The organism is Streptomyces sp. NPDC047841 (assembly GCF_040704085.1).
GTDB classification, from domain to species: domain Bacteria; phylum Actinomycetota; class Actinomycetes; order Streptomycetales; family Streptomycetaceae; genus Streptomyces; species Streptomyces argyrophylli.
The window spans coordinates 97,199-122,236 of the sequence record NZ_JBEYRP010000008.1; the positions used below are offsets into that span (position 1 = coordinate 97,199).

General features: G+C 73.4%; 24 protein-coding genes. 15 read left to right on the forward strand and 9 right to left on the reverse strand.

Translation table 11 applies throughout. The annotated features are described in order from the left end of the window. Nucleotides 1-17: 17 nt before the first annotated feature. The 6 genes from AB0947_RS14580 to AB0947_RS14605 all read left to right on the forward strand — a co-directional run bounded on the left by AB0947_RS14580 (nucleotide 18) and on the right by AB0947_RS14605 (nucleotide 6,766). Nucleotides 18-1,406 carry a citrate:proton symporter gene (locus AB0947_RS14580; protein WP_366750691.1) on the forward strand — a complete coding sequence of 463 codons (1,389 nt, stop codon included), beginning with the start codon at nucleotides 18-20 and terminating at the stop codon, nucleotides 1,404-1,406. A gap of 16 nt (nucleotides 1,407-1,422) precedes the next feature. Further along, complete coding sequence (locus AB0947_RS14585) at nucleotides 1,423-2,661, forward strand: MFS transporter (RefSeq protein WP_366750692.1); 1,239 nt, start codon at nucleotides 1,423-1,425, stop codon at nucleotides 2,659-2,661. A 102-nt stretch (nucleotides 2,662-2,763) separates the two neighbouring features. After that, nucleotides 2,764-3,465, forward strand: coding sequence for a hypothetical protein (locus AB0947_RS14590; RefSeq protein WP_366750693.1), 702 nt, complete (start codon nucleotides 2,764-2,766; stop codon nucleotides 3,463-3,465). Then, the gene (locus AB0947_RS14595) at nucleotides 3,452-4,123 is read left to right on the forward strand and encodes a class F sortase (protein ID WP_366750694.1); all 672 of its coding nucleotides are present in this window, start codon (nucleotides 3,452-3,454) and stop codon (nucleotides 4,121-4,123) included. Before AB0947_RS14590 ends, AB0947_RS14595 begins: the two co-directional genes overlap by 14 nt. Nucleotides 4,124-4,280: 157 nt before the next feature. Further along, nucleotides 4,281-5,669, forward strand: coding sequence for an aldehyde dehydrogenase family protein (locus AB0947_RS14600; protein WP_366750695.1), 1,389 nt, complete (start codon nucleotides 4,281-4,283; stop codon nucleotides 5,667-5,669). A gap of 14 nt (nucleotides 5,670-5,683) precedes the next feature. Further along, the gene (locus tag AB0947_RS14605; RefSeq protein WP_366750696.1) at nucleotides 5,684-6,766 is read left to right on the forward strand and encodes a Zn-dependent alcohol dehydrogenase; all 1,083 of its coding nucleotides are present in this window, start codon (nucleotides 5,684-5,686) and stop codon (nucleotides 6,764-6,766) included. 93 nt (nucleotides 6,767-6,859) lie between these two features. Here the strand turns inward: AB0947_RS14605 and AB0947_RS14610 are convergent, their stop codons facing one another. Together AB0947_RS14610 and AB0947_RS14615 are read right to left on the reverse strand one after the other, a co-directional pair. Further along, a complete protein-coding gene (locus tag AB0947_RS14610; protein WP_366750697.1) occupies nucleotides 6,860-7,582 on the reverse strand; it encodes a winged helix-turn-helix domain-containing protein in 723 nt (240 codons plus the stop codon). Between the two features lie 59 nt (nucleotides 7,583-7,641). Further along, nucleotides 7,642-8,277, reverse strand: coding sequence for a TetR/AcrR family transcriptional regulator (locus AB0947_RS14615; RefSeq protein ID WP_366750698.1), 636 nt, complete (start codon nucleotides 8,275-8,277; stop codon nucleotides 7,642-7,644). 90 nt (nucleotides 8,278-8,367) lie between these two features. Between AB0947_RS14615 and AB0947_RS14620 the strand changes: the two genes are divergently transcribed. The 3 genes from AB0947_RS14620 (at nucleotide 8,368) to AB0947_RS14630 (ending at nucleotide 10,575) form a co-directional block, all read left to right on the forward strand. Beyond that, entirely contained in the window at nucleotides 8,368-9,519 is a 1,152-nt protein-coding gene (locus AB0947_RS14620; RefSeq protein WP_366750920.1) for an acyl-CoA dehydrogenase family protein, read from the forward strand. A 71-nt stretch (nucleotides 9,520-9,590) separates the two neighbouring features. Then, complete coding sequence (locus tag AB0947_RS14625; protein WP_366750699.1) at nucleotides 9,591-9,878, forward strand: YiaA/YiaB family inner membrane protein; 288 nt, start codon at nucleotides 9,591-9,593, stop codon at nucleotides 9,876-9,878. Nucleotides 9,879-9,951: 73 nt separating this feature from the next. Beyond that, nucleotides 9,952-10,575, forward strand: coding sequence for a TetR/AcrR family transcriptional regulator (locus AB0947_RS14630; protein WP_171157817.1), 624 nt, complete (start codon nucleotides 9,952-9,954; stop codon nucleotides 10,573-10,575). A gap of 10 nt (nucleotides 10,576-10,585) precedes the next feature. Here the strand turns inward: AB0947_RS14630 and AB0947_RS14635 are convergent, their stop codons facing one another. Continuing rightward, nucleotides 10,586-11,047: a MaoC family dehydratase gene (locus AB0947_RS14635; protein ID WP_366750700.1), complete on the reverse strand. Its 462-nt coding sequence runs from the start codon at nucleotides 11,045-11,047 to the stop codon at nucleotides 10,586-10,588. Nucleotides 11,048-11,151: 104 nt separating this feature from the next. Here AB0947_RS14635 and soxR point away from each other — a divergent pair, with 104 nt between their 5' ends. Further along, nucleotides 11,152-11,610: a redox-sensitive transcriptional activator SoxR gene (soxR, locus tag AB0947_RS14640; RefSeq protein WP_171157821.1), complete on the forward strand. Its 459-nt coding sequence runs from the start codon at nucleotides 11,152-11,154 to the stop codon at nucleotides 11,608-11,610. A gap of 48 nt (nucleotides 11,611-11,658) precedes the next feature. Here soxR and AB0947_RS14645 read toward each other — a convergent pair whose 3' ends face one another. Next, nucleotides 11,659-12,345 (reverse strand): alpha/beta hydrolase, encoded by a 687-nt coding sequence (locus tag AB0947_RS14645; protein WP_366750701.1) that lies wholly within the window; start codon nucleotides 12,343-12,345, stop codon nucleotides 11,659-11,661. 151 nt (nucleotides 12,346-12,496) lie between these two features. Here AB0947_RS14645 and AB0947_RS14650 point away from each other — a divergent pair, with 151 nt between their 5' ends. After that, on the forward strand, nucleotides 12,497-13,459 hold the full coding sequence (locus AB0947_RS14650; protein ID WP_366750702.1) for a WYL domain-containing protein: 963 nt from the start codon (nucleotides 12,497-12,499) through the stop codon (nucleotides 13,457-13,459). Nucleotides 13,460-13,513: 54 nt separating this feature from the next. Here AB0947_RS14650 and AB0947_RS14655 read toward each other — a convergent pair whose 3' ends face one another. Both AB0947_RS14655 and AB0947_RS14660 read right to left on the reverse strand, forming a co-directional pair. Further along, nucleotides 13,514-14,299, reverse strand: a complete 786-nt coding sequence (locus AB0947_RS14655; RefSeq protein WP_366750703.1) for a 3-keto-5-aminohexanoate cleavage protein — start codon at nucleotides 14,297-14,299, stop codon at nucleotides 13,514-13,516. Nucleotides 14,300-14,386: 87 nt separating this feature from the next. Further along, nucleotides 14,387-14,989 carry a hypothetical protein gene (locus AB0947_RS14660; RefSeq protein ID WP_366750704.1) on the reverse strand — a complete coding sequence of 201 codons (603 nt, stop codon included), beginning with the start codon at nucleotides 14,987-14,989 and terminating at the stop codon, nucleotides 14,387-14,389. 207 nt (nucleotides 14,990-15,196) lie between these two features. Here AB0947_RS14660 and AB0947_RS14665 point away from each other — a divergent pair, with 207 nt between their 5' ends. Further along, nucleotides 15,197-17,986: a penicillin acylase family protein gene (locus tag AB0947_RS14665; protein ID WP_366750705.1), complete on the forward strand. Its 2,790-nt coding sequence runs from the start codon at nucleotides 15,197-15,199 to the stop codon at nucleotides 17,984-17,986. Between the two features lie 18 nt (nucleotides 17,987-18,004). Here the strand turns inward: AB0947_RS14665 and AB0947_RS14670 are convergent, their stop codons facing one another. Both AB0947_RS14670 and AB0947_RS14675 read right to left on the reverse strand, forming a co-directional pair. Beyond that, nucleotides 18,005-19,303, reverse strand: a complete 1,299-nt coding sequence (locus AB0947_RS14670; RefSeq protein ID WP_366750706.1) for a serine-threonine protein kinase — start codon at nucleotides 19,301-19,303, stop codon at nucleotides 18,005-18,007. Between the two features lie 32 nt (nucleotides 19,304-19,335). Beyond that, the gene (locus AB0947_RS14675; RefSeq protein WP_366750707.1) at nucleotides 19,336-20,556 is read right to left on the reverse strand and encodes a DUF1343 domain-containing protein; all 1,221 of its coding nucleotides are present in this window, start codon (nucleotides 20,554-20,556) and stop codon (nucleotides 19,336-19,338) included. A 166-nt stretch (nucleotides 20,557-20,722) separates the two neighbouring features. Here AB0947_RS14675 and AB0947_RS14680 point away from each other — a divergent pair, with 166 nt between their 5' ends. Genes AB0947_RS14680 through AB0947_RS14690 form a run of 3 tightly spaced genes read left to right on the forward strand, consistent with a single transcriptional unit; the run spans nucleotide 20,723 to nucleotide 23,773 of the window. Next, entirely contained in the window at nucleotides 20,723-21,496 is a 774-nt protein-coding gene (locus AB0947_RS14680) for an SDR family oxidoreductase (RefSeq protein ID WP_366750708.1), read from the forward strand. Beyond that, complete coding sequence (locus AB0947_RS14685) at nucleotides 21,493-23,154, forward strand: AMP-binding protein (protein ID WP_366750709.1); 1,662 nt, start codon at nucleotides 21,493-21,495, stop codon at nucleotides 23,152-23,154. The genes AB0947_RS14680 and AB0947_RS14685 overlap by 4 nt, the downstream gene beginning before the upstream one ends. Before the next feature lie 25 nt (nucleotides 23,155-23,179). Next, entirely contained in the window at nucleotides 23,180-23,773 is a 594-nt protein-coding gene (locus AB0947_RS14690) for a TetR/AcrR family transcriptional regulator (RefSeq protein WP_041665058.1), read from the forward strand. A gap of 40 nt (nucleotides 23,774-23,813) precedes the next feature. Here AB0947_RS14690 and AB0947_RS14695 read toward each other — a convergent pair whose 3' ends face one another. After that, entirely contained in the window at nucleotides 23,814-25,037 is a 1,224-nt protein-coding gene (locus AB0947_RS14695; protein ID WP_366750710.1) for an acyl-CoA dehydrogenase family protein, read from the reverse strand. Nucleotide 25,038: the final 1 nt, after the last annotated feature.

Sequence of the window (25,038 nt, forward strand, 5' to 3'; positions counted from 1 at the left end):
ACGTTAGGTATCCATCCATGCTGACCATCCTCGGCTTCGCCATGATCGCGACCTTCCTGGTCCTGATCATGCTGAAGAAGATGTCGCCGATCGCGGCGCTCGTGCTCATACCCGCGCTGTTCTGCGTGTTCGTGGGCAAGGGCGCCGGGCTCGGCGACTACGTCATCGACGGCGTCACCAGCCTCGCCCCCACCGCGGCGATGCTCATGTTCGCGATCGTCTACTTCGGTGTGATGATCGACGTCGGCCTCTTCGACCCGGTCGTGCGGGGCATCCTCCGCTTCTGCAGGGCCGATCCGCTGCGGATCGTGGTCGGCACGGCGGTCCTCGCCGCGATCGTCTCCCTGGACGGCGACGGCTCCACCACCTTCATGATCACCGTCTCGGCGATGTACCCGCTGTACAAGCGCCTGAAGATGTCCCTGGTCGTGATGACCGGCGTCGCCGCCATGGCCAACGGCGTGATGAACACGCTGCCGTGGGGCGGCCCCACCGCCCGCGCCGCCACCGCGCTGAAGCTCGACGCCGGCGACATCTTCGTGCCGATGATCCCGGCCCTCGCGACGGGCCTGCTGTTCGTCTTCGCCCTCTCCTACGTCCTCGGCCGCCGCGAGCGCAGGCGGCTCGGTGTGCTGACGCTGGACGAGGTGCTGGTGGAGGAGACCGAGACGGTGCTGGTCGGCTCCGGTGCGGGCAAGGACGTGCGGAGGGCCGGCGGTTCCGGCCCGGGCGCGGACCTGCCCGACGAGCCCGGGGACGAGGGCTTCCAGGGCCTGGACCCGGACCGCCCCACCCTGCGCCCCGGGCTCTACTGGTTCAACGCGCTGCTCACGGTCGTCCTGCTCACCGCCATGATCATGGAGTGGCTGCCGATCCCGGTGCTGTTCCTGCTCGGCGCCGCCCTCGCCCTGACCGTCAACTTCCCGCACATGCCGGACCAGAAGGCCCGGATCGCCGCCCACGCCGAGAACGTCCTCAACGTCTCCGGCATGGTCTTCGCCGCCGCCGTCTTCACCGGCGTCCTCCAGGGCACCGGCATGGTCGACCACATGGCGACGTGGCTGGTCGGCAACGTCCCCGACGGCATGGGCCCGCACATGGCCCTCGTCACCGGCGTGCTGAGCATCCCGCTGACGTACTTCATGTCCAACGACGGCTTCTACTTCGGCATCCTGCCGGTGCTCGCCGAGGCGGGCCAGGCGCACGGCGTCTCCGCGGTGGAGATCGCCCGCGCCTCGATCGTCGGCCAGCCCCTGCACATGTCCAGCCCGCTCGTCCCGGCCGTGTACGTCCTGGTCGGCATGGCCAAGGCGGAGTTCGGCGACCACACCCGGTTCGTGGTCAAGTGGGCCGTGCTCACCTCGCTCGTCGTCCTCGGCGCCGGCGTCCTGTTCGGCATCGTCTGACCCCCTGGAGGACATCATGGGGCCCGGTGGGAACCGCGGCTGGCTGCTCCGCCTCGTCATCGCCTTCGGCTGCGCGCAGGGGGCGGTGTCGATGGCCCGGCCCGCCGTCTCCTACCGGGCCCTGGCGCTCGGTGCGGACGAACGGGCGGTCGGCGTCATCGCCGGTGTCTACGCGCTGCTGCCGCTGTTCGCCGCCGTACCGCTCGGCCGCCGTACCGACCACGGCCGCTGCGCGCCCCTGCTGCCGGCCGGTGTCGTCCTCATCGCGGCCGGCTGCGCGCTCAGCGGGCTCGCCGGCTCGCTGTGGGCGATGGCCCTGTGGAGCGGGGTGATGGGACTCGGCCACCTGTGCTTCGTGATCGGCGCCCAGTCACTGGTGGCCCGGCAGTCCGCGCCGCACGAACAGGACCGCAACTTCGGCCACTTCACCATCGGCGCCTCCCTCGGCCAACTCATCGGACCCGTCGCCGCGGGCGCCCTCATCGGCGGCCCCGGCCTGGCCCGCAGTAGCGCCCTCGCCCTCGTCGTGGCGGGCGCGGGCGCGGCGGTCGCGTTCACCTCGCTGTGGCGCGTCGAGGACCGTACGGCCGGGGGCTCCCCCGCGCGCGGCGGCGGGCGGGTGCCGGTCGGCGGCATCCTGCGCGCCCGGGGCGTGCCCGCGGGCATGCTGATCAGCCTGTCGGTGCTGTCCGCGACCGACATCCTCACCGCCTACCTGCCGGTGGTCGGCGAACACCGGGGGATCGCGCCCTCGGTGATCGGCGTCCTGCTCAGTCTCCGGGCGGGCGCCACCATCGCCTGCCGGCTCGTCCTCACCCCGCTGCTGCGGCTGCTCGGCCGGCCCGCGCTGCTCACCGTGACCTGCCTGCTGGCGGCCCTGCTGTGCGCGGGGGTGGCGCTGCCGGTGCCGGTGTGGGCACTCGGCGCGATGCTGACGGTCCTCGGCTTCTGCCTCGGCGTGGGCCAGCCGCTGTCGATGACGACGGTGGTGCAGGCCGCGCCGGCCGAGGCCCGCTCCACCGCGCTCGCCCTGCGGCTGACCGGCAACCGGCTGGGCCAGGTCGCCGCCCCGGCCGCCGCCGGTCTGGTCGCCGGTGTGGCGGGCGTGGCTGCGCCGTTCGTGATGCTGGGGGCGCTGCTGCTGGTGTCGTCGGCCGTGGCGCTGCGCTCGCCGGGGCGCCCCGGGGGGCCGCCCGGACGGGTGACCGGGAAGCGGCCGAAGCGCCCGGGACTGCGCCGCACGAGCGATCTCTGACGGCGCGTCGGGCGTCAGTGCCCTGGGCCGCGCGGCCCATGAAGGAGAGTCCAGGCGAACGAGCGATTTGTATGAAAATCGTCTGAACTCGGAGGAGCGCGCATGCCCACCATGACCCCACATGCCGTCGGCCCCCGCGCGGGCGCCACAGTCGTCCTCACCGCCCTCGCCGCGGCGGGCGCGTCATGGGTGGCGGCGCCGAGCGCGGCGGCCCAGGGGGAGAACGGCGACATCAGGATTCACGACGAGCGCCACCTCCACGGGACGCCGCTCGTGGGGTCGGCCAAGGACGATCCCGTGGTGTGCCGGTTCTATCTGGAGGCCGTCAACTTCGACACGCTCACCGCCATCGCCTACACCATCACCCCGCAGCCCCCGCTCCCCACCGCCGCCACCGTCGCCGGCACCATCCCGCTCGCCGGGGGCGCCGGGCACACCGACCCGCTGGGCCTCTCGGACGGCCAGTACAAGATCAGCTGGCTCGTGGGCACCCCCGCCGCCCTGAAGGAGAAGGTCTTCCGCGTCAACTGCAAGGACGGGCGCCACGAGGGTGAGCACGGGCCGGGCGGACAGATCTCCGACGGCCGGCACAACGACTCCGACGGCCGGCACGACAGCGACGCGTCCTGGGGCAAGGACGACCGGAACGGCCCCAGGGGAGGGGTGCACGCGGGCGGCGGCGGTCTCATCGACACGGCCGCCGCCTACTCCCCGGTGGCCGCCGCGGGCGCCGTGGGCCTGATCGCCGTCTGTGGTGCCGTGTACGTCCGGCTGGTCCGCCGGCGGCCCCATGGCGCCGCGTAGGCGCCGGCGCAGGCCCTGGTACCGCACCCGCGCCTACCGCCTCGCCAGGACGGCCCTGCTGGTGTCCGTCCTGGTGACGGTGGGGTCGCGCTGCGGACCGGGCGGCGGGGCGGCAGGGCCGGGTCCGCACGCCGTGGCGGCCGGCACGGACTCCGCCCGCGTCGGTACGGCCGCCCCTCCGGCGCCGCCGCCCCGCCCGCTGCCCCGGTCCCGGCCGACATCCTTCCGCGTCCCCTCCCTGGGCATCGACGCCCCGGTCACCCCGCTCCGCCTGGAACGGAACCGGGAGCTGGAGACTCCGCCCGTCGACAGACCGCAGCTGGTCGGCTGGTACCAGGGCGGCCCCACGCCCGGCGAGGCCGGCACCGCCGTCGCCGTCGGCCACCGCGACACCCGCACCGGCCCCGCCGTCTTCGCCGGCCTCGCCCAGGTCAAGCCCGGCAAGACCGTCGAGGTCCGGCGGGCGGACGGCCGCGTCGCCGTCTACTCCGTCGACCGGGTGAAGGTCTACGACAAGGCCGGCTTCCCCGACGAGGAGGTCTACGGCCCGACCGGGCGCCCCGAACTGCGGGTGCTCACCTGTGGTGGCCTGTTCAGCCGGCGGACCGGCTACACCAGCAACGTGGTGGTCTTCGCCCATCTGACGGCGGCCAGGTGACCGGTGGACCGGCCGGTGCGGGCGCCGTTCCCGCACCGGCCGGCCCCTTCCGCGATGATGTCCCGTGACGTCCGCTGACCGGGAATGTCTGGCGCAAGAAAACTATCATCGCTAGTTTGTGTGCCGGACGACGCGGACCCGCCGGGAGGACACAGCAATGAAGGCACACGACGGCCTGTACATCGACGGCGCCTGGCGCCCCGCCGGGAGCGGGGACGAGACCGAGGTCGTCAACCCCGCCGACGAGCAGGTCATCGCCCGGGTCCCGGCCGCGTCGGCCCTGGACGTCGACACCGCCGTACGCGCCGCGCGGGCCGCGCTCCCCGCCTGGGCCGCCACACCCCCGGCCGAACGCGCCGCGCGCCTGGCCGCCCTCCGGGACGCCCTGGCGGCCCGCAAGGACGAGATCGCCGAGACGGTCACCGCGGAACTCGGCTCGCCCCTGCCGTTCTCCCAGGCCGTGCACGCGGCCGTGCCGATCGCGGTCGCGGGCTCCTACGCCGAGCTGGCCGCCACGCACTCCTTCGAGGAGAAGGTCGGCAACTCCACGGTGCTGCACGAGCCGATCGGCGTGGTCGGCGCCATCACCCCCTGGAACTACCCGCTCCACCAGATCGTCGCCAAGGTCGCCCCGGCCCTCGCCGCCGGCTGCGCGATCGTCGTCAAACCGGCCGAGGACACCCCGCTCACCGCCCAGCTGTTCGCCGAGGCGGTGCACGAGGCGGGCGTGCCGGCCGGTGTGTTCAACCTGGTCACCGGTCTCGGCCCGGTCGCCGGACAGGCCCTCGCCGAGCACCCGGGCGTGGACCTGGTCTCCTTCACCGGCTCCACGGCGGTCGGCCGGCGGATCGGCGCGGTGGCCGGCGCGGCCGTGAAGAAGGTCGCCCTGGAACTCGGCGGCAAGTCCGCCAACGTCATCCTGCCGAGCGCCGACCTCGCCAGGGCGGTGAACGTCGGTGTCGCCAACGTGATGTCCAACTCCGGTCAGACGTGCAGCGCCTGGACCCGCATGCTCGTCCACCGCGACCGCTACGCCGAGGCCGTCGAACTCGCCGCGACCGCCGCCGCCAAGTACGGCGACCGCATCGGACCGCTGGTCAGCGCCAGGCAGCAGGAGCGGGTGCGGGGTTACATCGAGAAGGGCGTCGCCGAGGGCGCCCGCCTCGTCGCGGGCGGCCCCGAATCCCCGCGCGAGCGCGGCTGGTTCGTCAGCCCGACGGTCTTCGCCGACGTCACCCCCGACATGACCATCGCCCAGGAGGAGATCTTCGGCCCGGTCCTGTCGATCCTGCGGTACGACGACGAGGACGACGCCCTGCGCATCGCCAACGGCACGGTGTACGGCCTCGCGGGCGCCGTCTGGGCCGCCGAGGAGGCCGAGGCGGTGGCCTTCGCGCGCCGCATGGACACCGGCCAGGTCGACATCAACGGCGGCCGGTTCAACCCCCTCGCGCCCTTCGGCGGTTACAAGCAGTCCGGCGTCGGCCGGGAACTGGGCGCGCACGGACTCGCCGAGTACCTCCAGACCAAGTCCCTCCAGTTCTGAGGAGTCGCGCACCCATGGCCGTACGAGCCGCCGTCCTGCCCGCCATCGGCGCCCCGCTGGAGATCACGGGGATCGAGCTGCCCGACCCGGGCCCCGGACAGGTCCGGGTCCGCCTCGCCGCCGCCGGCGTCTGCCACTCCGACCTCTCCCTGTCCGACGGCACCATGCGGGTGCCGGTCCCGGCCGTCCTCGGCCACGAGGGCGCGGGCACGGTCGTCGCCGTCGGGGAGGGCGTCACCCATGTCTCGCCCGGGTCCCCGGTCGTCCTCAACTGGGCGCCTTCCTGCGGCGGTTGCCACGCCTGCGCGCTGGGCGAGGTGTGGCTGTGCGCGAACGCGCTGAACGGCGCGGCCGACGTCCACGCCCGCACGACCGACGGCACCGACCTGCACCCCGGCCTGAACGTGGCCGCGTTCGCCGAGGAGACGGTGGTCGCCGCGTCCTGTGTGCTGCCGCTGCCGGACGGGGTGCCCCTGGTGGACGCCGCCCTGCTGGGCTGCGCCGTCCTCACCGGCTACGGCGCGGTGCACCACTCGGCGCGCGTCCGGTCCGGCGAGACGGTGGCCGTGTTCGGCGTCGGCGGAGTGGGTCTCGCCACGCTCCAGTCGGCCCGCATGGCGGGGGCGTCCCGGATCATCGCCGTCGACGTCTCCCCGGGGAAGGAGGAACTGGCCCGCGCCGCCGGCGCCACGGACTACGTCCTCGCCTCCGACACCACTGCCCGCGAGATCCGCGCCCTGACCGGCAGGCAGGGCGTCGACGTCGCCGTGGAGTGCGTGGGCCGCGCGGTCTCCATCCGCGCGGCCTGGGAGTCCACGCGCCGGGGCGGCCGTACGACGGTCGTCGGCATCGGCGGCAAGGACCAGCAGGTCACCTTCAACGCCCTGGAGCTCTTCCACTGGGGCCGCACGCTGTCCGGCTGCGTCTACGGCAACAGCGACCCGGCCCGGGACGTGCCGCTCCTCGCCGAGCACGTGCGCGAGGGCCGCCTGGACCTCTCCCTGCTGGTCACGGACCGCATCACCCTGGAGGAGATCCCGACGGCCTTCGGGAACATGCTGGCGGGCAAGGGGGGACGGGCGGTGGTCGTCTTCTGAGGGCGAGCGCCCCGAGCGCCCCGAGGGGCGCGGGGAACCGGGCGACCTGTCCTGACGCACCGGCGCCCGGCCCGCTGCCGGAACCCCGGCCCCTCACCCGGTCTCCAGCCAGGGCCGCCCGGAGATGCCGAGCAGGTCGGAGAACACCCGCTCCCCGGACGGGGTCACCGCGACCGCCCGGCCCGATCCCACCCGCACGCACCACCCCGCCTCCAGCGCCCGCCGGCACAGGGCCGCCCCCGCCGCCCCGGCGAGATGCGGTCGCCGTTCCGTCCAGTCGAGGCACGCGCGGGCCAGCGGCCGCCGGCCACCGGGGTCCAGCGGCACGCCCGCCGCGCCGAACCACTCCACCCCCGCGTCCGTCAGCGCGAACCCGGTGTCCTGCCGCAGCAGCCCCCGCCGGGTCAGCGCGTCGGTGAGCACGATCCCGAGCCGCCCGGCGAGATGGTCGTAGCAGGTCCGCCCCCGGGCCAGGGCGGCACCGGCGCTCGCCTCGCGCAGGCTGCGCGGAGGGCGCCGTACCGCCGCCGCGGGCACCTGCGCGGCGAGGTCCTCGACCACCTGCGCCACCCGGGCGTCGGCCAGCCGCACATACCGGTGCCGCCCCTGGCGTTCCTCCGCGAGCAGTCCGCCGGCCACCAGCTTGCCGAGGTGCTCGCTCAGCGTGGAGGCCGCGACCCCGGCGTGCCGGGCCAGCTCACCGGCCGTCCACGCCCGCCCGTCCAGCAGCGCCAGCAGGCACGCGGCCCGGGTCCGGTCGGCGATCAGCCCGGCCAGCGCCGCCAGCCCGGCCGCCTGGGGATTCTCGGTGCTCATGCCCCCAGCATGCGGCAGGGACGCTTCGGCGGCGGCCGAAGCGTCCCTGCCGCGCGTCCTCAGTCCCGTACCTGCCGGTACTGCTGCGCCAGTCCGTCCAGCAGCGCGGCGAGCCCCGTCTCGAAGGCCCGCTCGTCGATCTTCTCCTGCTGCTCGGCGAGCAGATGGGCCTGTCCGAGGTGGGGGTAGTCGGCGGGGTCGTACGCGCTCGCGTCGTCCACGAAGCCGCCGGCGAAGGAGCCGAGCGCCGAGCCCATGATGAAGTACCGCATCAGCGCGCCGATGGAGGTCGCCTGCGCGGGCGGCCAGCCCGCGTCGACCATCGCGCCGTAGACCGCGTCCGCCAGCCGCAGCGCGGCCGGGCGGCGGCCGGGGCCCCGGGCGAGGACGGGGACGATGTTCGGATGGTCGCGCAGTGCGGCCCGGTAGGAGACGGCCCAGTCGTGCAGCGCGGTCCGCCACTCCCGGCCGTCCTCGAACATCGACAGGTCGACCAGGGCGCTCACCGAGTCCGCGACCGCCTCCAGGATCTCGTCCTTGGTGCGGAAGTGGTTGTAAAGCGAGGGCCCGCTCACGCCCAGCTCGGCGGCGAGCCGGCGCGTGGAGACGGCCGCCAGACCCTCCCGGTCCACGAGGTCCCGGGCCGTCTCGACGATCCGGTCGGTGCTGAGGAGGGGCTTGCGCGGTCGGGCCATGGCGCACATAGTAGGGCTGCGGCCGGAAACTAGCAGTGCTAATTTAAATGTACGGCTTTCAAGATCCATTGGTGAAGAGGTGATCCCGTGGTGAACCTGGGGCTCAGCGAGGAGCAGACGGCCGTACGGCGGCTCGCCCGGGACTTCGTGGAGCGCGAGATCGCCCCGCACGTGGTCGCCTGGGACCGCGCCGAGGAGGTCGACCGGGGCATCGTGAAGAAGCTCGGCGAGGTCGGCTTCCTCGGTCTGACCGTGCCCGAGGAGTACGGCGGCTCCGGCGGCGACCACCTCTCCTACTGCCTGGTCACCGAGGAGCTGGGGCGCGGCGACTCCTCGGTCCGCGGGATCGTCTCCGTCTCCCTGGGCCTCGTCGCCAAGACGATCGCCGCCTGGGGGAGCGAGGAGCACAAGCGGCGCTGGCTGCCGGGGCTCACCGCGGGCGAGTACGTCGGCTGCTTCGGCCTCACCGAGCCCGGCACCGGCTCCGACGCCGGCAACCTCACCACCCGGGCGGTGCGCGACGGCGACGACTACGTCGTGAACGGCACCAAGATGTTCATCACCAACGGCACCTGGGCCGACGTTGTCCTGCTCTTCGCCCGCTCCACCGACGCCCCCGGCCACAAGGGCGTGTCCGCCTTCCTCGTGCCCACCGACACCCCCGGCCTGACCCGCCGTACCGTCCACGGCAAGCTCGGCCTGCGCGGCCAGGCCACCGCCGAACTCGTCCTGGAGGACGTGCGCGTGCCCGCCTCCGCGATGCTCGGCGCGGAGGGCAAGGGCTTCTCCGTCGCCATGTCCGCGCTCGCCAAGGGGCGGATGTCGGTGGCCGCCGGCTGCGTCGGGATAGCCCAGGCCGCGCTCGACGCGGCCGTGCGGTACGCCGGTGAGCGCGAGCAGTTCGGCAAGCCGATCGCCCGTCACCAGCTGGTGCAGGAACTGATCAGCGACATCGCCGTCGACGTGGACGCGGCCCGGCTGCTGACCTGGCGGGTCGCCGACCTCATCGACCGCGGCGAGCCGTTCGCCGTCGAGTCCTCCAAGGCCAAGCTGTTCGCCTCCGAGGCCGCGGTCCGCGCCGCCAACAACGCCCTCCAGGTCTTCGGCGGCTACGGCTACATCGACGAGTACCCCGCCGGCAAGCTCCTGCGCGACGCCCGCGTGATGACCCTCTACGAGGGCACCAGCCAGATCCAGAAGCTGCTCATCGGCCGCTCGCTGACCGGGGTCTCGGCCTTCTGAGTACGCGGCGCACCCGGGTCTGAGTATCCCGGCGGATGTGGCGCGGGCCACGTCCGCCGATGCTGGGGGCCATGAGTGACACACCGGTCAAACAGCAGAGCACGGCCGCGTTCTACGGCCAGGCCGTCGCCTCCTTCGCGGTCGCCATGGCGGCCACCGCCATCGGCATCGCCCGGCTCGAGGCCAGCGCCTGGGTCCGCGGCTTCCTGGCCATCGCCGTCCTGTACCTCGTCACCTCCGCCTTCACCCTCGCCAAGGTGATCCGGGACCGGCAGGAGGCCGGGCAGATCGTCAGCCGCGTCGACCAGGCCCGGCTGGAGAAGCTGCTCGCCGAGCACGACCCCTTCGAGAAGCTCTGAACGGCTCGGCTAAGCGCCCGCTCACCGTCGGCGGTATGGTGGTGCTCCTGTCACCGAGAGGGGCGAGCGAGCGATGAGTACGGCGCAGGAGACGACCGGCGGCGACGTGGAGCCGTGGGAAGAGGTCACCCCTGACGCGGCCCGGCGGCTGCTCGTCGCGGCCGTGGAGGCGTTCGCCGAGCGGGGCTACCACGCGACGACGACCCGTGACATCGCGGGCCGCGCCGGCATGAGCCCGGCCGCGCTCTACATCCACTACAAGACCAAGGAAGAGCTGCTCCACCGGATCAGCCGCATCGGCCACGACAAGGCCCTCGACATCCTGCGCACGGCGGCACGGCGGGAGGGCACCGCGGCCGAGCGGCTGGCCGACGCGGTCGGCTCCTTCGTCCGCTGGCACGCGGGCCGGCGCACCACCGCGCGGGTCGTGCAGTACGAGCTCGACGCCCTCGGCCCCGAGGCCCGCGCGGAGATCGTCGCGCTGCGCCGCCAGGTGGACGCGGAGGTGCGCGGGATCATCGAGGACGGCGTGGCCTCGGGCGAGTTCGACGTGCCGGACGTCCAGGGCACCACGCTCGCCGTGCTGTCGCTGTGCATCGACGTGGCCCGCTGGTTCAACGTGAACGGTCCGCGCACCCCCGAGGAGGTCGGCGCGCTCTACGCCGACCTCGTGCTGCGCATGGTCGGGGCCGGGTAGCCGCCGGGGTCTACAGGTAGTAGCGCGAGACCGACTCCGCGACGCACACCGGCTTGTCGCCGCCCTCGCGCTCCATGGTGAAGGCGACCGTCACCTGCACCCCGCCGGTGACGTCCTCGACCCCGGTGATCCTGCCGGTGGCGCGCAGCCGGGAGCCGACGGGGACCGGGGCGGGGAAACGGACCTTGTTCGTGCCGTAGTTGACGCCCATCTTCACGCCCTCGACCCGGATGAGCCGCGGCCCGAACAGCGGCAGCAGCGACAGGGTGAGGTAGCCGTGGGCGATGGTCGTCCCGAACGGACCGGCGGCGGCCTTCTCCGGGTCGACGTGGATCCACTGGTGGTCCCCGGTCGCCTCGGCGAACAGGTCGATCCGCTTCTGGTCGATCTCCACCCAGTCGGTGGGGCCCAGCTCCTCGCCCACGGCCGCCCTCAGCTCGTCGGGGGAGGTGAAGGTCCTCGGTTCTGCCATGTTCCCGGCCTCTCGCTCGCGTCTCTAAGCAACTGCTTAGCATGGTCGGGTGGGGGGTCGATGTCAACGGACCGCGGACCGGCCGGGTGGGTAATCTCTGGGGAGTGCCCCAGATTCCCGAGAAGATCCACGAGCTGACCGTCGGCCAGTTGTCCGCCCGCAGCGGAGCCGCGGTGTCCGCCCTGCACTTCTACGAGTCCAAGGGACTGATCACCAGCCGGCGGACCTCCGGCAACCAGCGCCGCTACAGCCGGGACACACTGCGCCGGGTCGCCTTCGTCCGCGCGGCCCAGCGGGTGGGCATCCCGCTCGCCACGATCCGGGAAGCCCTGGCCGAACTGCCGGAGGAACGGACGCCGACCAGGGAGGACTGGGCCCGCCTGTCCGAGAAGTGGCGCTCCGAACTGGACGAGCGCATCCAGCAGCTGAACCGCCTGCGCGACCACCTCACCGACTGCATCGGATGCGGCTGCCTGTCCATGGAGACGTGCGTGCTGTCCAACCCGGACGACGTGTTCGGCGCGCGGCTGACCGGATCACGGCTGATGGCGGAGCGCCGCTGAGGGGGAGCGGACCGGCCGGCGCCCCGCGCGTGCCCGGCGGCGCGTGCGTCAGACCGTGTCGGCCGCCGCGGCCAGGACGCGGGCCAGCTCGGCGGGGCGGGAGACCATCGGCCAGTGGCCCGCGTCGATGTCGGCGAAGCCGACGCGCCCGGCCCGGGCCAGCTCCGGTATGTCACCGCCGTCGATCCACTTCCGTGCCTGCGCCGGCGTGAACTCCGGGCACACGACCACGACCGGGACGCCGAAGCGCCGTTCGTCCGCCAGCCGCACCACGCCCCTGGCCACGGCGGCGGGTACGGGGACCGCGGCGGCCGCCAGCCGGCGCCTGGCCTCTTCGTCGAGGTCGGCGGTCTCCGGCCCTTCGAAGGGGGCCCAGCCCGGAAAGGGCATGACGCCGTCGCGCACCTCGAAGAAGTCGGCGTACGTGTGGCCGTCGGAGAACGGGAAGCCGCCGATGAAGGCGACCCCGGCCAGCCGCTCCGGCCGCCGGTCGGCGGCCAGCCAGGCCAGGGTGCAGGCGGCGGAGTGCCCCACCACCATGGGCTTGCCCGGCGCCGCGTCCACCGCGGCCAGCACCGCCGCCACCTGGTCCTCCAGGGTGGCCGACGCGGAGCCGTCCCCCTGGCCCGGCAGGGTGAGCGGCACCGGGCGGTGGCCGAGCGACTCCAGCGCCGAGGCCACGCGGCCCCACACCGATCCGTCCAGCCACAGCCCGCCGATGAGCACGATGTCCATGGTCGGTTCCCCTTCTTCCGGTTCTTCCGGTCCTTCCGGGTCGTGAGCGTCTTCCCGGCCGTGGCAGCCACCGTAGGAGCGGTTCCGGACGATCCACTGCCGGTTCGTCCCCTGACCGCCGTCCGACCGGTGAGCGGACTAGCCTGCACGGGTGCCGAACGATCTCAGCCCCACCGCGCGAGCACTGCGCGCCCTGGAGGTCCTCCAGGCCCGCCCCGGTACGACGGCCGGCGAACTCGCCGCGCGCCTGGGCGTCACGGAGCGGGCCGCGCGCCGGTACGTCGGCATCCTGCGCGAGGCCGGCATCCCCGTGGAGTCGGTCCGGGGGCCGTACGGCGGATACCGGCTGGGGCGCGGGACGCGGCTGCCGCCCGTGCACTTCACGCAGCCCGAGGCCCTCGGACTCGTGATGGCGGTCCTCGCCGGCCGGCCCGCCGCGGCCGACGCCGACGACCTGGTCGGCACCGCCCTGGGCAAGGTCGTCAAGGCGCTGCCGGAGAGCGTCGGCCGGCAGGCGGCCCTGCTGCGGGAGTACGCGGCAGCCGCGCCGGACCCGTACGCGGTCCGCCCGGACCCGGCCGTCACCAGCGAACTCGTCGCCGCCGTCGCGGCCCGGCGCCGGGTGTCGGTCACCTACCGCGCCGAGGCCGGTGACGAGTGGGAGGCGGAGGTGGATCCCTGGTCCGTCGTCGTCCGCCACGGACGCTGGTACCTGCTGTGCCACTCGCACCGCGCGGGGGCGATCCGCACCTACCGGGTCGACCGGGTCCGCGCGGTCCGGCCGACCGCGCACGGCTTCGCACCGCCCGGCGACCTGGACCCGGTGGCGGTGCTGGAGGAGAACCTGGGCCTGGGATGGGTGTTCCCGACCCGCGTGGTGTTCGCCGCGCCCCTTGCCGAGGTGGCCCCCTGGATCCAGCCGCCCATGGGACGGCTCGAACCCTCGGGGGACGGCTGCGTGCTGGTCGGCAGCACGCGCAACCCGGCCGCGTACGCACGGGAGTGGCTGGCGCGCGTGCCGTTCGCCTTCCGTGTCGAGGGCGGCGAGGAACTGCGCACCGCGGTCGCGCAGCTGGCGGCGCAGTTCACCGCGGCCGCCTCGGACCAGCCCTGACCGGACCAGCCCTGACCGGGCCGGGGCGCTGCGCAGCGCCGGGCCCGCCGGGACTCACGCCGGTGCGGAACCCGCTTGTCCCGCACCGTCGTTGCCGTCGCGCGTACGGGCACCGGCACCGTCTTCGGCGGTTCCGTACCGGGCCCGTGCCTCCGCCACCAAGCGGGCGTTGGACCCGGCCCGCCCGCCGTCCGGGAGGAACAGGGTGTCCTCCAGGCCGATCCGCGTGGCGAGGCCCAGCCGGCCCGCCAGCCGGAGCACCGGCCAGGTCCCGCCCTCCTCGCCGTGCAGCAGCACCGGCCGGCCGTGCGCCGCACCCAGCTCGGCCAGCAGCGCGCGCGCCGACGCCTCGGCCGTCGCCGGGTCCGGGTCGGTCACCTCGGCCAGCACCCGTAACACGGCGGGCCCGAGCGGCGAGTCCGCGAACCGGCGCGCGCCCCCGGTGCCGGACCAGATGCCCGCCTCCACGGCCACACCCATCGACAGCAGCTGTCCGGCGACCTCCTCGGCGCCCGGCTCGTGCCAGTTGACCGAGGCGAAGTCGGGCAGCACCGGCCAGGAGCGCACCCGGGCGAGCCGCGCCGACGGATCCGGTTCCGCCCAGGCACCGGTGGTCACCCCGACCGGCACCCGCACCCGCGCCCGGATCGCCTCCAGGGCCGGGGCCAGGACGCGCGGGGAGAGACTGTCGTGGCCGCACGGCGTCTTCGGGTGGACGTGGACCGAGGTGGCGCCGGCCGCCACCGCCTCGGCGGCGGAACGCGCCAGTTCCTGCGGGGACATCGGCACGGCGACGCCGTCGGCGGCCGTACGACGCCCGTTGAGACACACCTGCACCATGACTCGATGGTGCCGCACTCCCGCGGCAGAGGGCGCGGCATCCCCGGCGCGCCCCCCGGTCGGCACGCCCCTGGGAACGCCGCCGGCTCAGGCCGACATCAGCACGCGTCCCCGACGGGCGTGCTCAAGGGCCCGCGGGCTGAGGACCGGACGCGGCACCAGGATGCCGCAGTCCGCGCACACCGGGCCGGACGACGGCTCGTGGTCCAGGCCGTACTTCCAGACCAGGCGCTCGCCGCCGCACACCGGGCACGACGAGCCCGGTTCCCGCTCCAGCGCGGCGATCAGCCGGCGCAGCACCACCGCCAGCGGCTCACCGGGGTGCACCCGCGGGTCGTCGCACCAGGCGACCCCGAAGCCGCCCCAGGTCAGCCGGTGCCAGTCGTCCACGCTGCCCGGCCGGCGCAGCCCGTCGTGCTTCTCCTTCCTGCGGCGTTCGGTGAAGTCGGTCTCGTAGGCGAGCCAGACGTCACGGGCCTCCTCCAGCTCCTCCAGTGCGGCCACGAGCCGCGCCGGATCGGGGGAGCGGTCCTCGGGGCCGAACCCCGCCCGGGAGCACAGATGGTCCCAGGTCGCCCGATGCCCGTAAGGGGCGAACTTCTCCAGGCACTTGCGCAGCGAGTACCGCCGCAGCGCCAGATCACAGCCCGGATCGCGTACCTGTCTCGCCAGACTCCGGAAACCTGCCATCGCCCTGCACCTCCGTCACACCTGCACCTGTACTCCGGTCACTTCGGCGTCGTCGCACGGACGTCGTCGAATAGACGTATCGACAGGCGATTCGGCTCCATCTCTTCTCGGGATCTGTCTCCAGACTCCAGAAAGTGACGCATGTTCATCTTTGCAGCTGGGGATACCGGCGGTAACGTTCGGCCACCTCTGTCGCTAGGAGCTGCCATGCCACGGCGAACCCCACGTACCGCCCTTGACAGACTGAGAACGTCCCGCCGTCTTCCCGGGTTCCTGAAGACCGCGTCCGTATGCGTCCTCGTCGCAGGTCTTCTCTCCCCCCTCACCCAGGCGGCGGTGGCGGCGACCGACGCCACGACCGCCAACGACTACTGCGGCGGCCGGTGTTCGGACATCCTGCCGCCCGGCGAGAACGGCAACGCCACGCTCGCCCAGATCCTGCTCAACCAGGCCTTCGGCACCCAGCCCGCGCACGCCGAGGACCAGCTCGGCCCGTACGCCGGCCTGGCCACCGGCTACAAGGACCTGACCGACACCACGGTCAACACCTTCTTCAACGACGCCTCGTTCGGCGTCCCCGCCGACCAGGTCGCCTCCACCGAGAAGCCGGCCGGCCGCGGCGATGTGACCATCGTCCGCGACAAGAAGACCGGTGTGCCGCACATCACGGGCACCACCCGCTACGGCACCGAGTTCGGCGCCGGGTACGCGGCGGCCCAGGACCGGCTGTGGCTCATGGACGTCTTCCGGCACGTGGGCCGCGGCCAGCTGACCTCCTTCGCCGGCGGCGCACCCGCCAACCAAGGCCTGGAGCAGCAGTTCTACCGCAACGCGCCCTACACCGAGGCCGACCTCCAGGCGCAGATCGACAACGCGGTCGCGAAGAACGGCGCCCGCGGCCAGCAGGCCCTCGCCGACGTCAAGGCCTACCTCGACGGCATCAACGCCTACATCGACGCCTCCGACAGCGGCCGTTACTTCCCCGGCGAGTACGTCCTGACCGGCCACAAGGACTCGATCACCAACGCCGGCACCATAGAGCACTTCAAGGTCACCGACCTCGTGGCGCTCGCCTCCGTCATCGGCTCGCTGTTCGGCTCCGGCGGCGGCGGCGAGGTCGACAACGCCGTCTCCCTGCTGGCCGCCCAGGCGAAGTACGGCGTCGAGGAGGGCACCAGGGTCTGGGAGTCCTTCCGCGAACGCAACGACCCCGAGGCCGTCCTCACCCTCCACGACGGCCAGAGCTTCCCCTACGGCGCCAAGCCCGCCGACGCCCAGGGCGAGGCCCTGCCGGACGCCGGCTCGGTGACCCGGGAACCGCTGGTCTACGACCGTACCGGCAGCGCGGCCACCGCCGCCGCCACCGGCACCTCGGCCACCGCCGCGAAGAGCGTCCTCGGCTCCGCCCGGCGCGGCATGTCCAACGCCCTCGTGGTCAGCGGCAAGTACACCGCCAGCGGCCACCCCATCGCCGTCTTCGGGCCGCAGACCGGCTACTTCGCCCCGCAGCTGCTCATGCTCCAGGAGATCCAGGGCCCGGGCATCAGCGCCCGCGGAGCCTCCTTCGCGGGCCTGAGCATGTACGTCGAACTCGGCCGCGGCCAGGACTACTCCTGGAGCGCCACCACCTCCGGCCAGGACATCATCGACACCTACGCGGTCGAGCTGTGCCAGGACGACTACCACTACCTGTACCACGGCACCTGCACGGCCATGGAGAAGATCGAGCAGAAGAACGCCTGGAAACCGACCACCGCCGACGGCACGGCCGCCGGGTCGTACACCATGCGCGCGTGGCGGACCAAGTACGGTCCCGTGGAGTACCGCGCCACCGCCGGCGGCAAGAAGGTCGCCTACACCACCCTGCGCTCCTCCTACCTGCACGAGGCCGACTCCATCATCGGCTTCCAGATGCTCAACGACCCCGACTACGTCAAGGGGCCGAAGGACTTCCAGAGCGCGGCGCAGCACATCAACTTCACCTTCAACTGGTTCTACGCCGACTCCCAGCACACCGCCTACTACAACAGCGGTGACAACCCCGTCCGCGCGAGCGGTGTCGACAGCGAGTTCCCGGTCTGGGCGCAGCCGGCGTACGAGTGGCGGAACTGGGACCCGGCCACCAACACCGCCGACTACACCCCGCCCTCCGCGCACCCCAACTCCGTCGACCAGGACTACTACGTCTCCTGGAACAACAAGCAGGCCGAGGACTACGCGGCCGCGCCCTGGGGCGAGGGCTCCGTGCACCGCGGCAACCTGCTGGACGACCGGGTGAAGAAGCTGGTCGCGGCCGGCGGGGTCACCCGGACCAAGCTGGTGCAGGCCATGGCGGACGCGGGCCTCGCCGATCTGCGCGCCGAGGACGTGCTGCCCAAGCTGCTCAAGGTGGTCACCTCCTCGCCGGTGACCGACTCCACGGCCGCCGCGGCGGTGGGCAAGCTCCAGGCGTGGGTGGCCGCCGGCGCCAAGCGCACCGAGACGTCGGCCGGTTCCAAGAAGTACGCCGACGCCGACGCGATCCGCATCCTGGACGCCTGGTGGCCGCTGCTGGTCAAGGCCGAGTTCGAACCCGGCCTCGGCAGCGACCTCTACACGGCGGTCACCGGCAGCCTGCCGGTCGACGAGGCACCGTCCGCCGGCCACGGCCCGACCGGCTCGCACGCCGGCAGCTCCTTCCAGTACGGCTGGTGGTCCTACGTCGACAAGGACATCCGGGCGGTGCTCGGGGAGCCCGTGCGGGGCGGTCTCGCCCGGACGTACTGCGGCGGCGGCAGCCTCACCGCCTGCCGGGACACCCTGATCAGCACCCTGAAGCAGGCCGCCGGCCTGACCGCCGCCCAGGTCTACCCGGGCGACGACCAGTGCTCGGCGGGCGACCAGTGGTGCGCCGACTCGATCGTCCAGCGCACGCTGGGCGGCATCAAGCACGGCAGGATCAGCTGGCAGAACCGGCCGACCTTCCAGCAGGTCGTGGAGTACACCGCGCACCGCTGACCCGCCACGGGCGGCGGGTCAGGCGATACGGCCCGCCGCCAGCACCAGCCGCGCCAGTTCGGGGTGCACGATGTCGCTGTGCGCCCCGGACGGCGCGCCACCGCGCCGGACCACGGCCGCCGCGTCCACGTTCACGCACCCCGACGGGGGCAGCCGGCCGCCGAGAGCCGCCGCCAGGTCGAGCCGCACGGTGCCCGGCACCGCCTGCGTCCCGTCGTGGCCCATGGCACCCCACCGGGGCCCGAGCACCGCCGCGATCTCGCTGCCCGCGCACGTCCGGTCGTCTCCGGTCAGCCGGGAGGCCAGCGGATAGAACGTGCCGAGGGCCGCGTCGAAGCGCGAGTGGCAGCACACCAGCGGGCCGTCGACGCGCCGCTGGAGGTCCTTGAGCGCGCCCGACCGGTCCGGGGCGTGCGGCAGCCTGGCCGCGAACGCGTAGTGCGAGAAGGCACCCTGGAGCAGGGTCACCGACTTCACCGCGCCGACTCCGGCGGGCAGCCCGCGCAGCGCGAACGCCACCAGCCGGCCGCCGAAGCTGTGCCCGACCAGATGCACGCGCACCCCGGGCGCCGCCCCCGCCAACCGCCCCAGCAGCGGGCCGAGTCCCCGCTCGCCGACCGTCCCGGCCCGCCGCTTCATCTGGAGGTACGTCGCCTGCCGCAGCAGTTCCTTCGCGCCGTCCCAGGGGTTCGGAAGGGTGAACCGGGGCGCGTCGCCGGACGCGTCGAGCGCGGCCAGGGCCTCGGCGAACTGCTCGCACACGGTGACCGGGTCATCGCCGAACACGGCCGGTTCGCCGTCCTCGTCCGTGTCGGCCGCCGCCCCCTGCCGGCCGTCGTCCAGCAGCAGCCGCACCAGCCCCCCGAACTCGGTCACCCCCTCGGCGCCGCCCGGCCGTTCGTCCAGCATCCGGGCCAGCCGGTCCAGCACGGTCGCCCGGCCCGGGAACGCCTCCAGCAGGGCGCGCCGGGTGTCCTGGTCCAGCGCCGGGCGCGGTGCCGCCGCCTCCACGGCCGCCACGGACCCCGGGAAGTCCGGGATCGGCTCGTCGCTGAACCGCATCGACGGCCAGATCACGCCGACGTACCCCAGCCGGGCCCCCGGGGCCAGCGCCGGGAGGGGGGCGAGGAAACGGCGGTACAGCGCGGTCGCGCCCGAGCGGTCGTTGTTCCAGCCGTGCGAGAAGACGACCAGGTCACGGACGCCGTGGTCGGTGACCTGCGTCAGCAGCCGGTCGCGTTCGGGGCCGTCCACGTCCCCGTCCGCGTCGAAGGTCAGCTCCCAGTAGGGAGTCACACTCGTCCCGGGCTGCGCCATGCCAGACCCCCAAGCTCCCGGAGGGAGGAGCGCTACGTGTACAGGAGATACCCCTTCCGGACCCGCCGGAACGCGGCCAGCTCCTCCTGCCAGGCGCCCGTCACCTCGTCGGTGCCGGCGCGCGCGTCGATCATCGTGCGGACCTGCGCGGAACCGGTGAGCTTGTCGATCCAGTTGTCCGGCCGCCAGGCGAAACCGCCCCACGCCTTCCGGGCGGTCACCAGCAGCGCGATCCCGGTGCGCACGGGGTCGTAGGCGGCCCGGTCGGTCACGTGGATCTGCACCCCGCCGACGGTCTTGCCCTGGAACTTGGAGAACGTGGGCGTGAAGTACGCCTCCCGGAACCGCACACCCGGCAGCCCCTCCTCGTTCGCGGCGGCGGCCCAGCGGCCGTCTAGGCCCTCGGCGCCGAGGAGTTCGAAGGGCCGGGTCGTGCCGCGCCCCTCCGAGAGGTTGGTGCCCTCGAACAGGCAGGTCCCGGAGTACACCAACGCGGTGTCCGCCGTGGGCATGTTGGGGCTCGGCGGCACCCAGGGCAGACCGGAGGCGTCGTAGAAGCCGGAACGCTTCCAGCCCGACATGCGGACGGTCTCCAGCGGGACGGGCGTGGCCAGGAACTCGCCGTTGAACAGGCGGGCCAGCTCCGCCACGGTCATCCCGTGCGCCTGCGCGATCGGCTGCCGGCCGACGAAGGTGGCGAACTCCTTGTGCAGCACCGGGCCGAGCGCCTCGCGTCCGGTCACCGGGTTCGGGCGGTCCAGCACGACGAACCGCTTGCCGGCGAGCTGGGCCGCCTCCATGCAGTCGTAGAGCGTCCAGATGTACGTGTAGAAGCGGGCGCCGACGTCCTGGATGTCGAAGACGACGGTGTCGACGCCGGAGGCGGTGAAGACGTCGGCGAGCGGGCGGCCGCTCTTCAGGTACGTGTCGTACACCGGGAGGCCGGTCGCGGGGTCGTCGTAGCGGCCCTCGGAGCCGCCCGCCTGCGCGGTGCCCCGGAAGCCGTGCTCCGGGCCGAAGACCGCCGTCAGCCTGACGCGGGGGTCCCGGTGCATGACGTCGACGATGTGCTCGGTGTCCCTCGTGACGCCGGTGGGGTTGGTGACGACGCCTACTTTCTGGCCGGAGAGGGGTGAGTAACCGTCGGCTTCGAGTCTTTCGAACCCGGTGTGGAGATGCTCGCGGTGCGGGGGCGTCGCTGGGAGGGCTGCTGTGGTTGCCGATGCGAGAAGGGTCCGTCGGGACAGGTGCATGGGACCTCCGGTGGGTGAGCATGTGCGGGCCGTCTGTGGTTGCTCGCGCAGTTCCCCGCGCCCCTTGAGGTTGGAGCAGTTCCCCTTCCTTCACACATACCGACCGGTTAGTCTGACCCGACCAGAGCCGACGCGCGCCGCGCGAGAGTCGTGTCGAAGGAGACCGATGGTGGAAGCCGTGCAGGATGCGGGAGTGGTCGTCACCGGAGCCGGCGGGGGGATCGGGGCGGCGCTGGCCCGGCGGTTCGCCGCCGAGGGGGCGCGGGTCGTGGTGAACGACCTGGACGCCGTGCGGGCCAAGGCGGTGGCCGACGAGATCGGCGGGACCGCCGTGCCCGGTGACGCCTCGGCGATCGTCGCCGAGGCCCGCGACGCGCTCGGCGGCACGGTGGACGTCTACTGCGCCAACGCCGGCGTCGCCTTCGAGGACGGCGACCTCGCGGGCACCCTGGACGAGAAGACCTGGGCCACCTCCTGGGACGTGAACCTGATGGCCCACGTGCGGGCCGCGCACGCGCTGCTGCCCGACTGGCTGGAGCGGGGCGGCGGGCGGTTCGTCTCCACCGTCTCGGCCGCCGGGCTGCTCACCATGATCGGCGCGCCCTCCTACAGCGTCACCAAGCACGGCGCGTACGCCTTCGCCGAGTGGCTGTCGCTGACGTACCGGCACCGCGGGATCAAGGTCCACGCCATCTGCCCGCAGGGCGTCCGCACCGACATGCTGGCCGCCACCGGCAGCGCGGGCGACCTGGTGCTCCAGCCGACCGCGATCGCGCCCGAGGCCGTCGCCGACGCCCTGTTCGAGGGCATCGCGCAGGACCGCTTCCTGATCCTGCCGCACCCCGAGGTCGCCGGCTTCTACCAGGCGCGGGCCGGCGAGCCCGACCGCTGGCTCACGAACATGAACCACCTCCAGCGCAAGTGGGAGGCCGCCCGGTGACCGCCTCCCCGTACGCGGCCCGCCCCTGGCTGGCGCTGCTGACCGAGGCCCAGCGCGCCCCCGTCGACGCCGCCGACTCGCTGGTGCACGCCCTGCGCGAGGCCGTCGCCCAGGCCCCCGACCGCACCTTCCTCGCCTACTTCGACGGCCGGATCAGCTACCGGGAGGCCGACGAGCTGAGCGACGCCGTCGCCGCCCACCTCGCCGCGCGCGGCCTGGAACGCGGCGACCGGGTGGCCGTCCTGCTCCAGAACTCCCCGCACTTCGTGCTCGCCGTGCTCGGCGCCTGGAAGGCCGGCGCGACCGTCGTCCCGGTCAACCCCATGTACAAGTCCGGGGAGGTGGCGCACGTCCTGCGGGACGGCGAGGTGGCCGCGCTGATCTGCTCCGACCGGGCCTGGGAGGCGTACCTGCGGGAGACGGCCGCCGGCTCGCCGGTGCGGATCGTGCTCACCGCCTGCGAACGGGACCTCCAGACCCGCGACGACCCGCGCGTACTGGGCTTCGAGCGGCTGCCCCAGGCCCCGGACGCCGACGACCTGGTGGCCGTCGCCCGGCAGGGCGGCCGGGCCCCCGAGGGCCGCGCGCCGCGCCCGGACGACATCGCGCTGATCAGCTACACCTCGGGCACCAGCGGCACGCCCAAGGGCGCCACCAACACGCACGCGAACGTCATGCACAACGCCGGGCGGCAGGCCGCCGGGCTCGGCCTGCCCGAGGCGCCCGTGTACTACGCGCTCGCGCCGCTGTTCCACATCACCGGCATGGTCTGCCAGTTCGGCGCCTGCCTGGTCGGCGCCGGCACCCTCGTGCTCACCTACCGCTTCGAGCCCGGCGTCGTCCTGGACGCCTTCGCCGAGCACCGCCCGCACTACACCGTCGGCCCCTCCACCGCCTACATGGCGCTCGCCGCCCGGCCCGACGCCACCCGCGAGCACTTCGCCTCGTTCGTGAACCTGTCGTCGGGCGGCGCCCCCGTGCCGCCGGCCCTGGTGGAGGCGTTCCGGGAGCGTTTCGGGCCGTACCTCCGCGTCGGCTACGGCCTCACCGAGTGCACCGCCCCCTGCGCCTCCGTCCCGCCGCACCTGGAGGCGCCCGTGGACCCGGTCTCCGGGACGCTCTCCGTGGGCCTGCCCGGCGCCGACACGGTCGTGCGCATCCTGGACGAGCAGGGCGCGGAGGTGCCCTTCGGGCAGCACGGCGAGATCGTCGTGCGCGGGCCGCAGGTGGTGCCGGGCTACTGGCGGCGGCCGGACGCCACCGCCGAGACCTTCCCGGACGGCGAGCTGCGCACCGGCGACATCGGGTTCATGGACGAGCAGGGCTGGCTGTACGTCGTCGACCGCAAGAAGGACATGATCAACGCGTCCGGCTTCAAGGTGTGGCCGCGCGAGGTCGAGGACGTCCTCTACACCCACCCGGCGGTGCGCGAGGCGGCCGTCGTCGGCGTCCCCGACGGGTACCGTGGCGAGACCGTCAAGGCCTACATCAGCCTCCGTCCGGGGGCCGGGACGGACCCGGGCGAACTCGCGGCGTACTGCAAGGAGAGACTGGCCGCCTACAAGTACCCGCGCCAGGTGGAGATCCTGCCCGACTTGCCCAAGACGGCGAGTGGGAAGATCCTCCGGCGGGAACTGCGTTCCCGCGACAGCGAGTGACCTCACGGAAAGGCAGGTGGCGGCAGTGCCCAGGACGACGGACGGAGACGGGACGCCCGTCCCGCAGCGGCTGCTGGCCGCCGCCACCCGGCTCTTCGCGGAGCAGGGCTACGACCGCACCTCCGTGCAGGAGATCGTGGAGGCGGCCGGCGTCACCAAGGGGGCGCTGTACCACTACTTCGGCTCCAAGGACGACCTGCTGCACGAGGTGTACGCGCGCGTGCTGCGCCTCCAGCAGGAGCGTCTCGACACCTTCGCGAACGCCGACGAGCCGGTGGAGAAGCGGCTCAGGGACGCGGCGGCGGACGTCGTCGTCACCACGATCGAGAACCTCGACGACGCGATGATCTTCTTCCGGTCCATGCACCACCTGAGCCCGGAGAAGAACAAGCAGGTCCGCGCCGAGCGCCGGCGCTACCACGAGCGTTTCCGCGCGCTGGTGGAAGAGGGCCAGAAGGCGGGCGTGTTCTCCACCGCGACCCCGGCCGACCTGGTCGTGGACTACCACTTCGGCTCGGTCCACCACCTGTCGACGTGGTACCGGCCGGACGGCCCGATGGGCCCGCAGGAGGTGGCCGACCACCTGGCCGACCTGCTGCTGCGGGCCCTGCGGCCGTAGCGCACCTCAGAGGCCGGGGGCCTGCGAGGCGCCTGCGGCCTCAGAGGTACTTCTTCAGCTCCCGGCGCGCCAGCGACCGCTGGTGGACCTCGTCCGGGCCGTCGGCGAGCATCAGCGTGCGGGCGCTCGCGTACAGCTCGGCCAGCGGGAAGTCCTGGCTCACCCCGCCCGCGCCGTGCAGCTGGATCGCCCGGTCCAGGATGCCGACCACCGCGCGCGGGGTGGCGATCTTGATGGCCTGGATCTCCGTGTGGGCGCCCTTGTTGCCGACGGTGTCCATCAGCCACGCCGTCTTCAGCACCAGCAGCCGCAGCTGCTCCACGGTGACCCGGGCGTCGGCGATCCAGTTCTGGACCACTCCCTGCTGGGCGAGCGCCTTGCCGAACGCCGTACGGGTCACGGCCCGCCGGCACATCAGCTCGATCGCCCGCTCGGCCATCCCGATCAGCCGCATGCAGTGGTGGATGCGGCCGGGGCCGAGCCGTGCCTGCGCGATGGCGAAGCCGCCGCCCTCCTCGCCGACGAGGTTCGCCGCGGGCACGCGCGCGTGGTCGAAGACGACCTCGGCGTGGCCGCCGTGCGAGTGGTCCTCGTAGCCGAACACCCGCATCGCGCGCTTCACGGTGACACCCGGCGTGTCGCGCGGGACCAGGACCATGGACTGCTGGCGGCGGATGTCCGTCCCGTCCGGGTCCGTCTTGCCCATCACGATGAAGATCTTGCAGTCCGGGTTCATCGCCCCGGAGATGTACCACTTGCGGCCCGTGACGACGTACTCGTCTGTGCCGTCGGAGGCGCGCTCGATGCGCGTGGTGATGTTGGTGGCGTCCGAGGACGCCACCTCCGGCTCGGTCATCGCGAACGCCGAGCGGATCTCACCGGCCAGCAGCGGCTCCAGCCACTGCTTCCGCTGCTCCTCGGTGCCGAACTGCGCCAGCACCTCCATGTTCCCGGTGTCGGGCGCGGCGCAGTTGGTCGCGGTCGGCGCCAGGTGCGGGGAACGGCCGGTGATCTCGGCGAGCGGCGCGTACTGGAGGTTGGTCAGCCCGGCGCCGTACTCGGCGTCGGGCAGGAAGAGGTTCCACAGGCCCTGCCTGCGGGCCTCGGCCTTCAGCTCCTCGACCACGGCCGGCGTGTCCCAGGGGGACGCCAGCCGCGCCCGCTGCTCCTCGGCGACCGCCTCGGCCGGGTACACGTGCTCGTCCATGAAGGCGAGGAGCCTGCCGCGCAGCTCCTCGGTGCGCGCGTCGAACGCGAAGTCCATG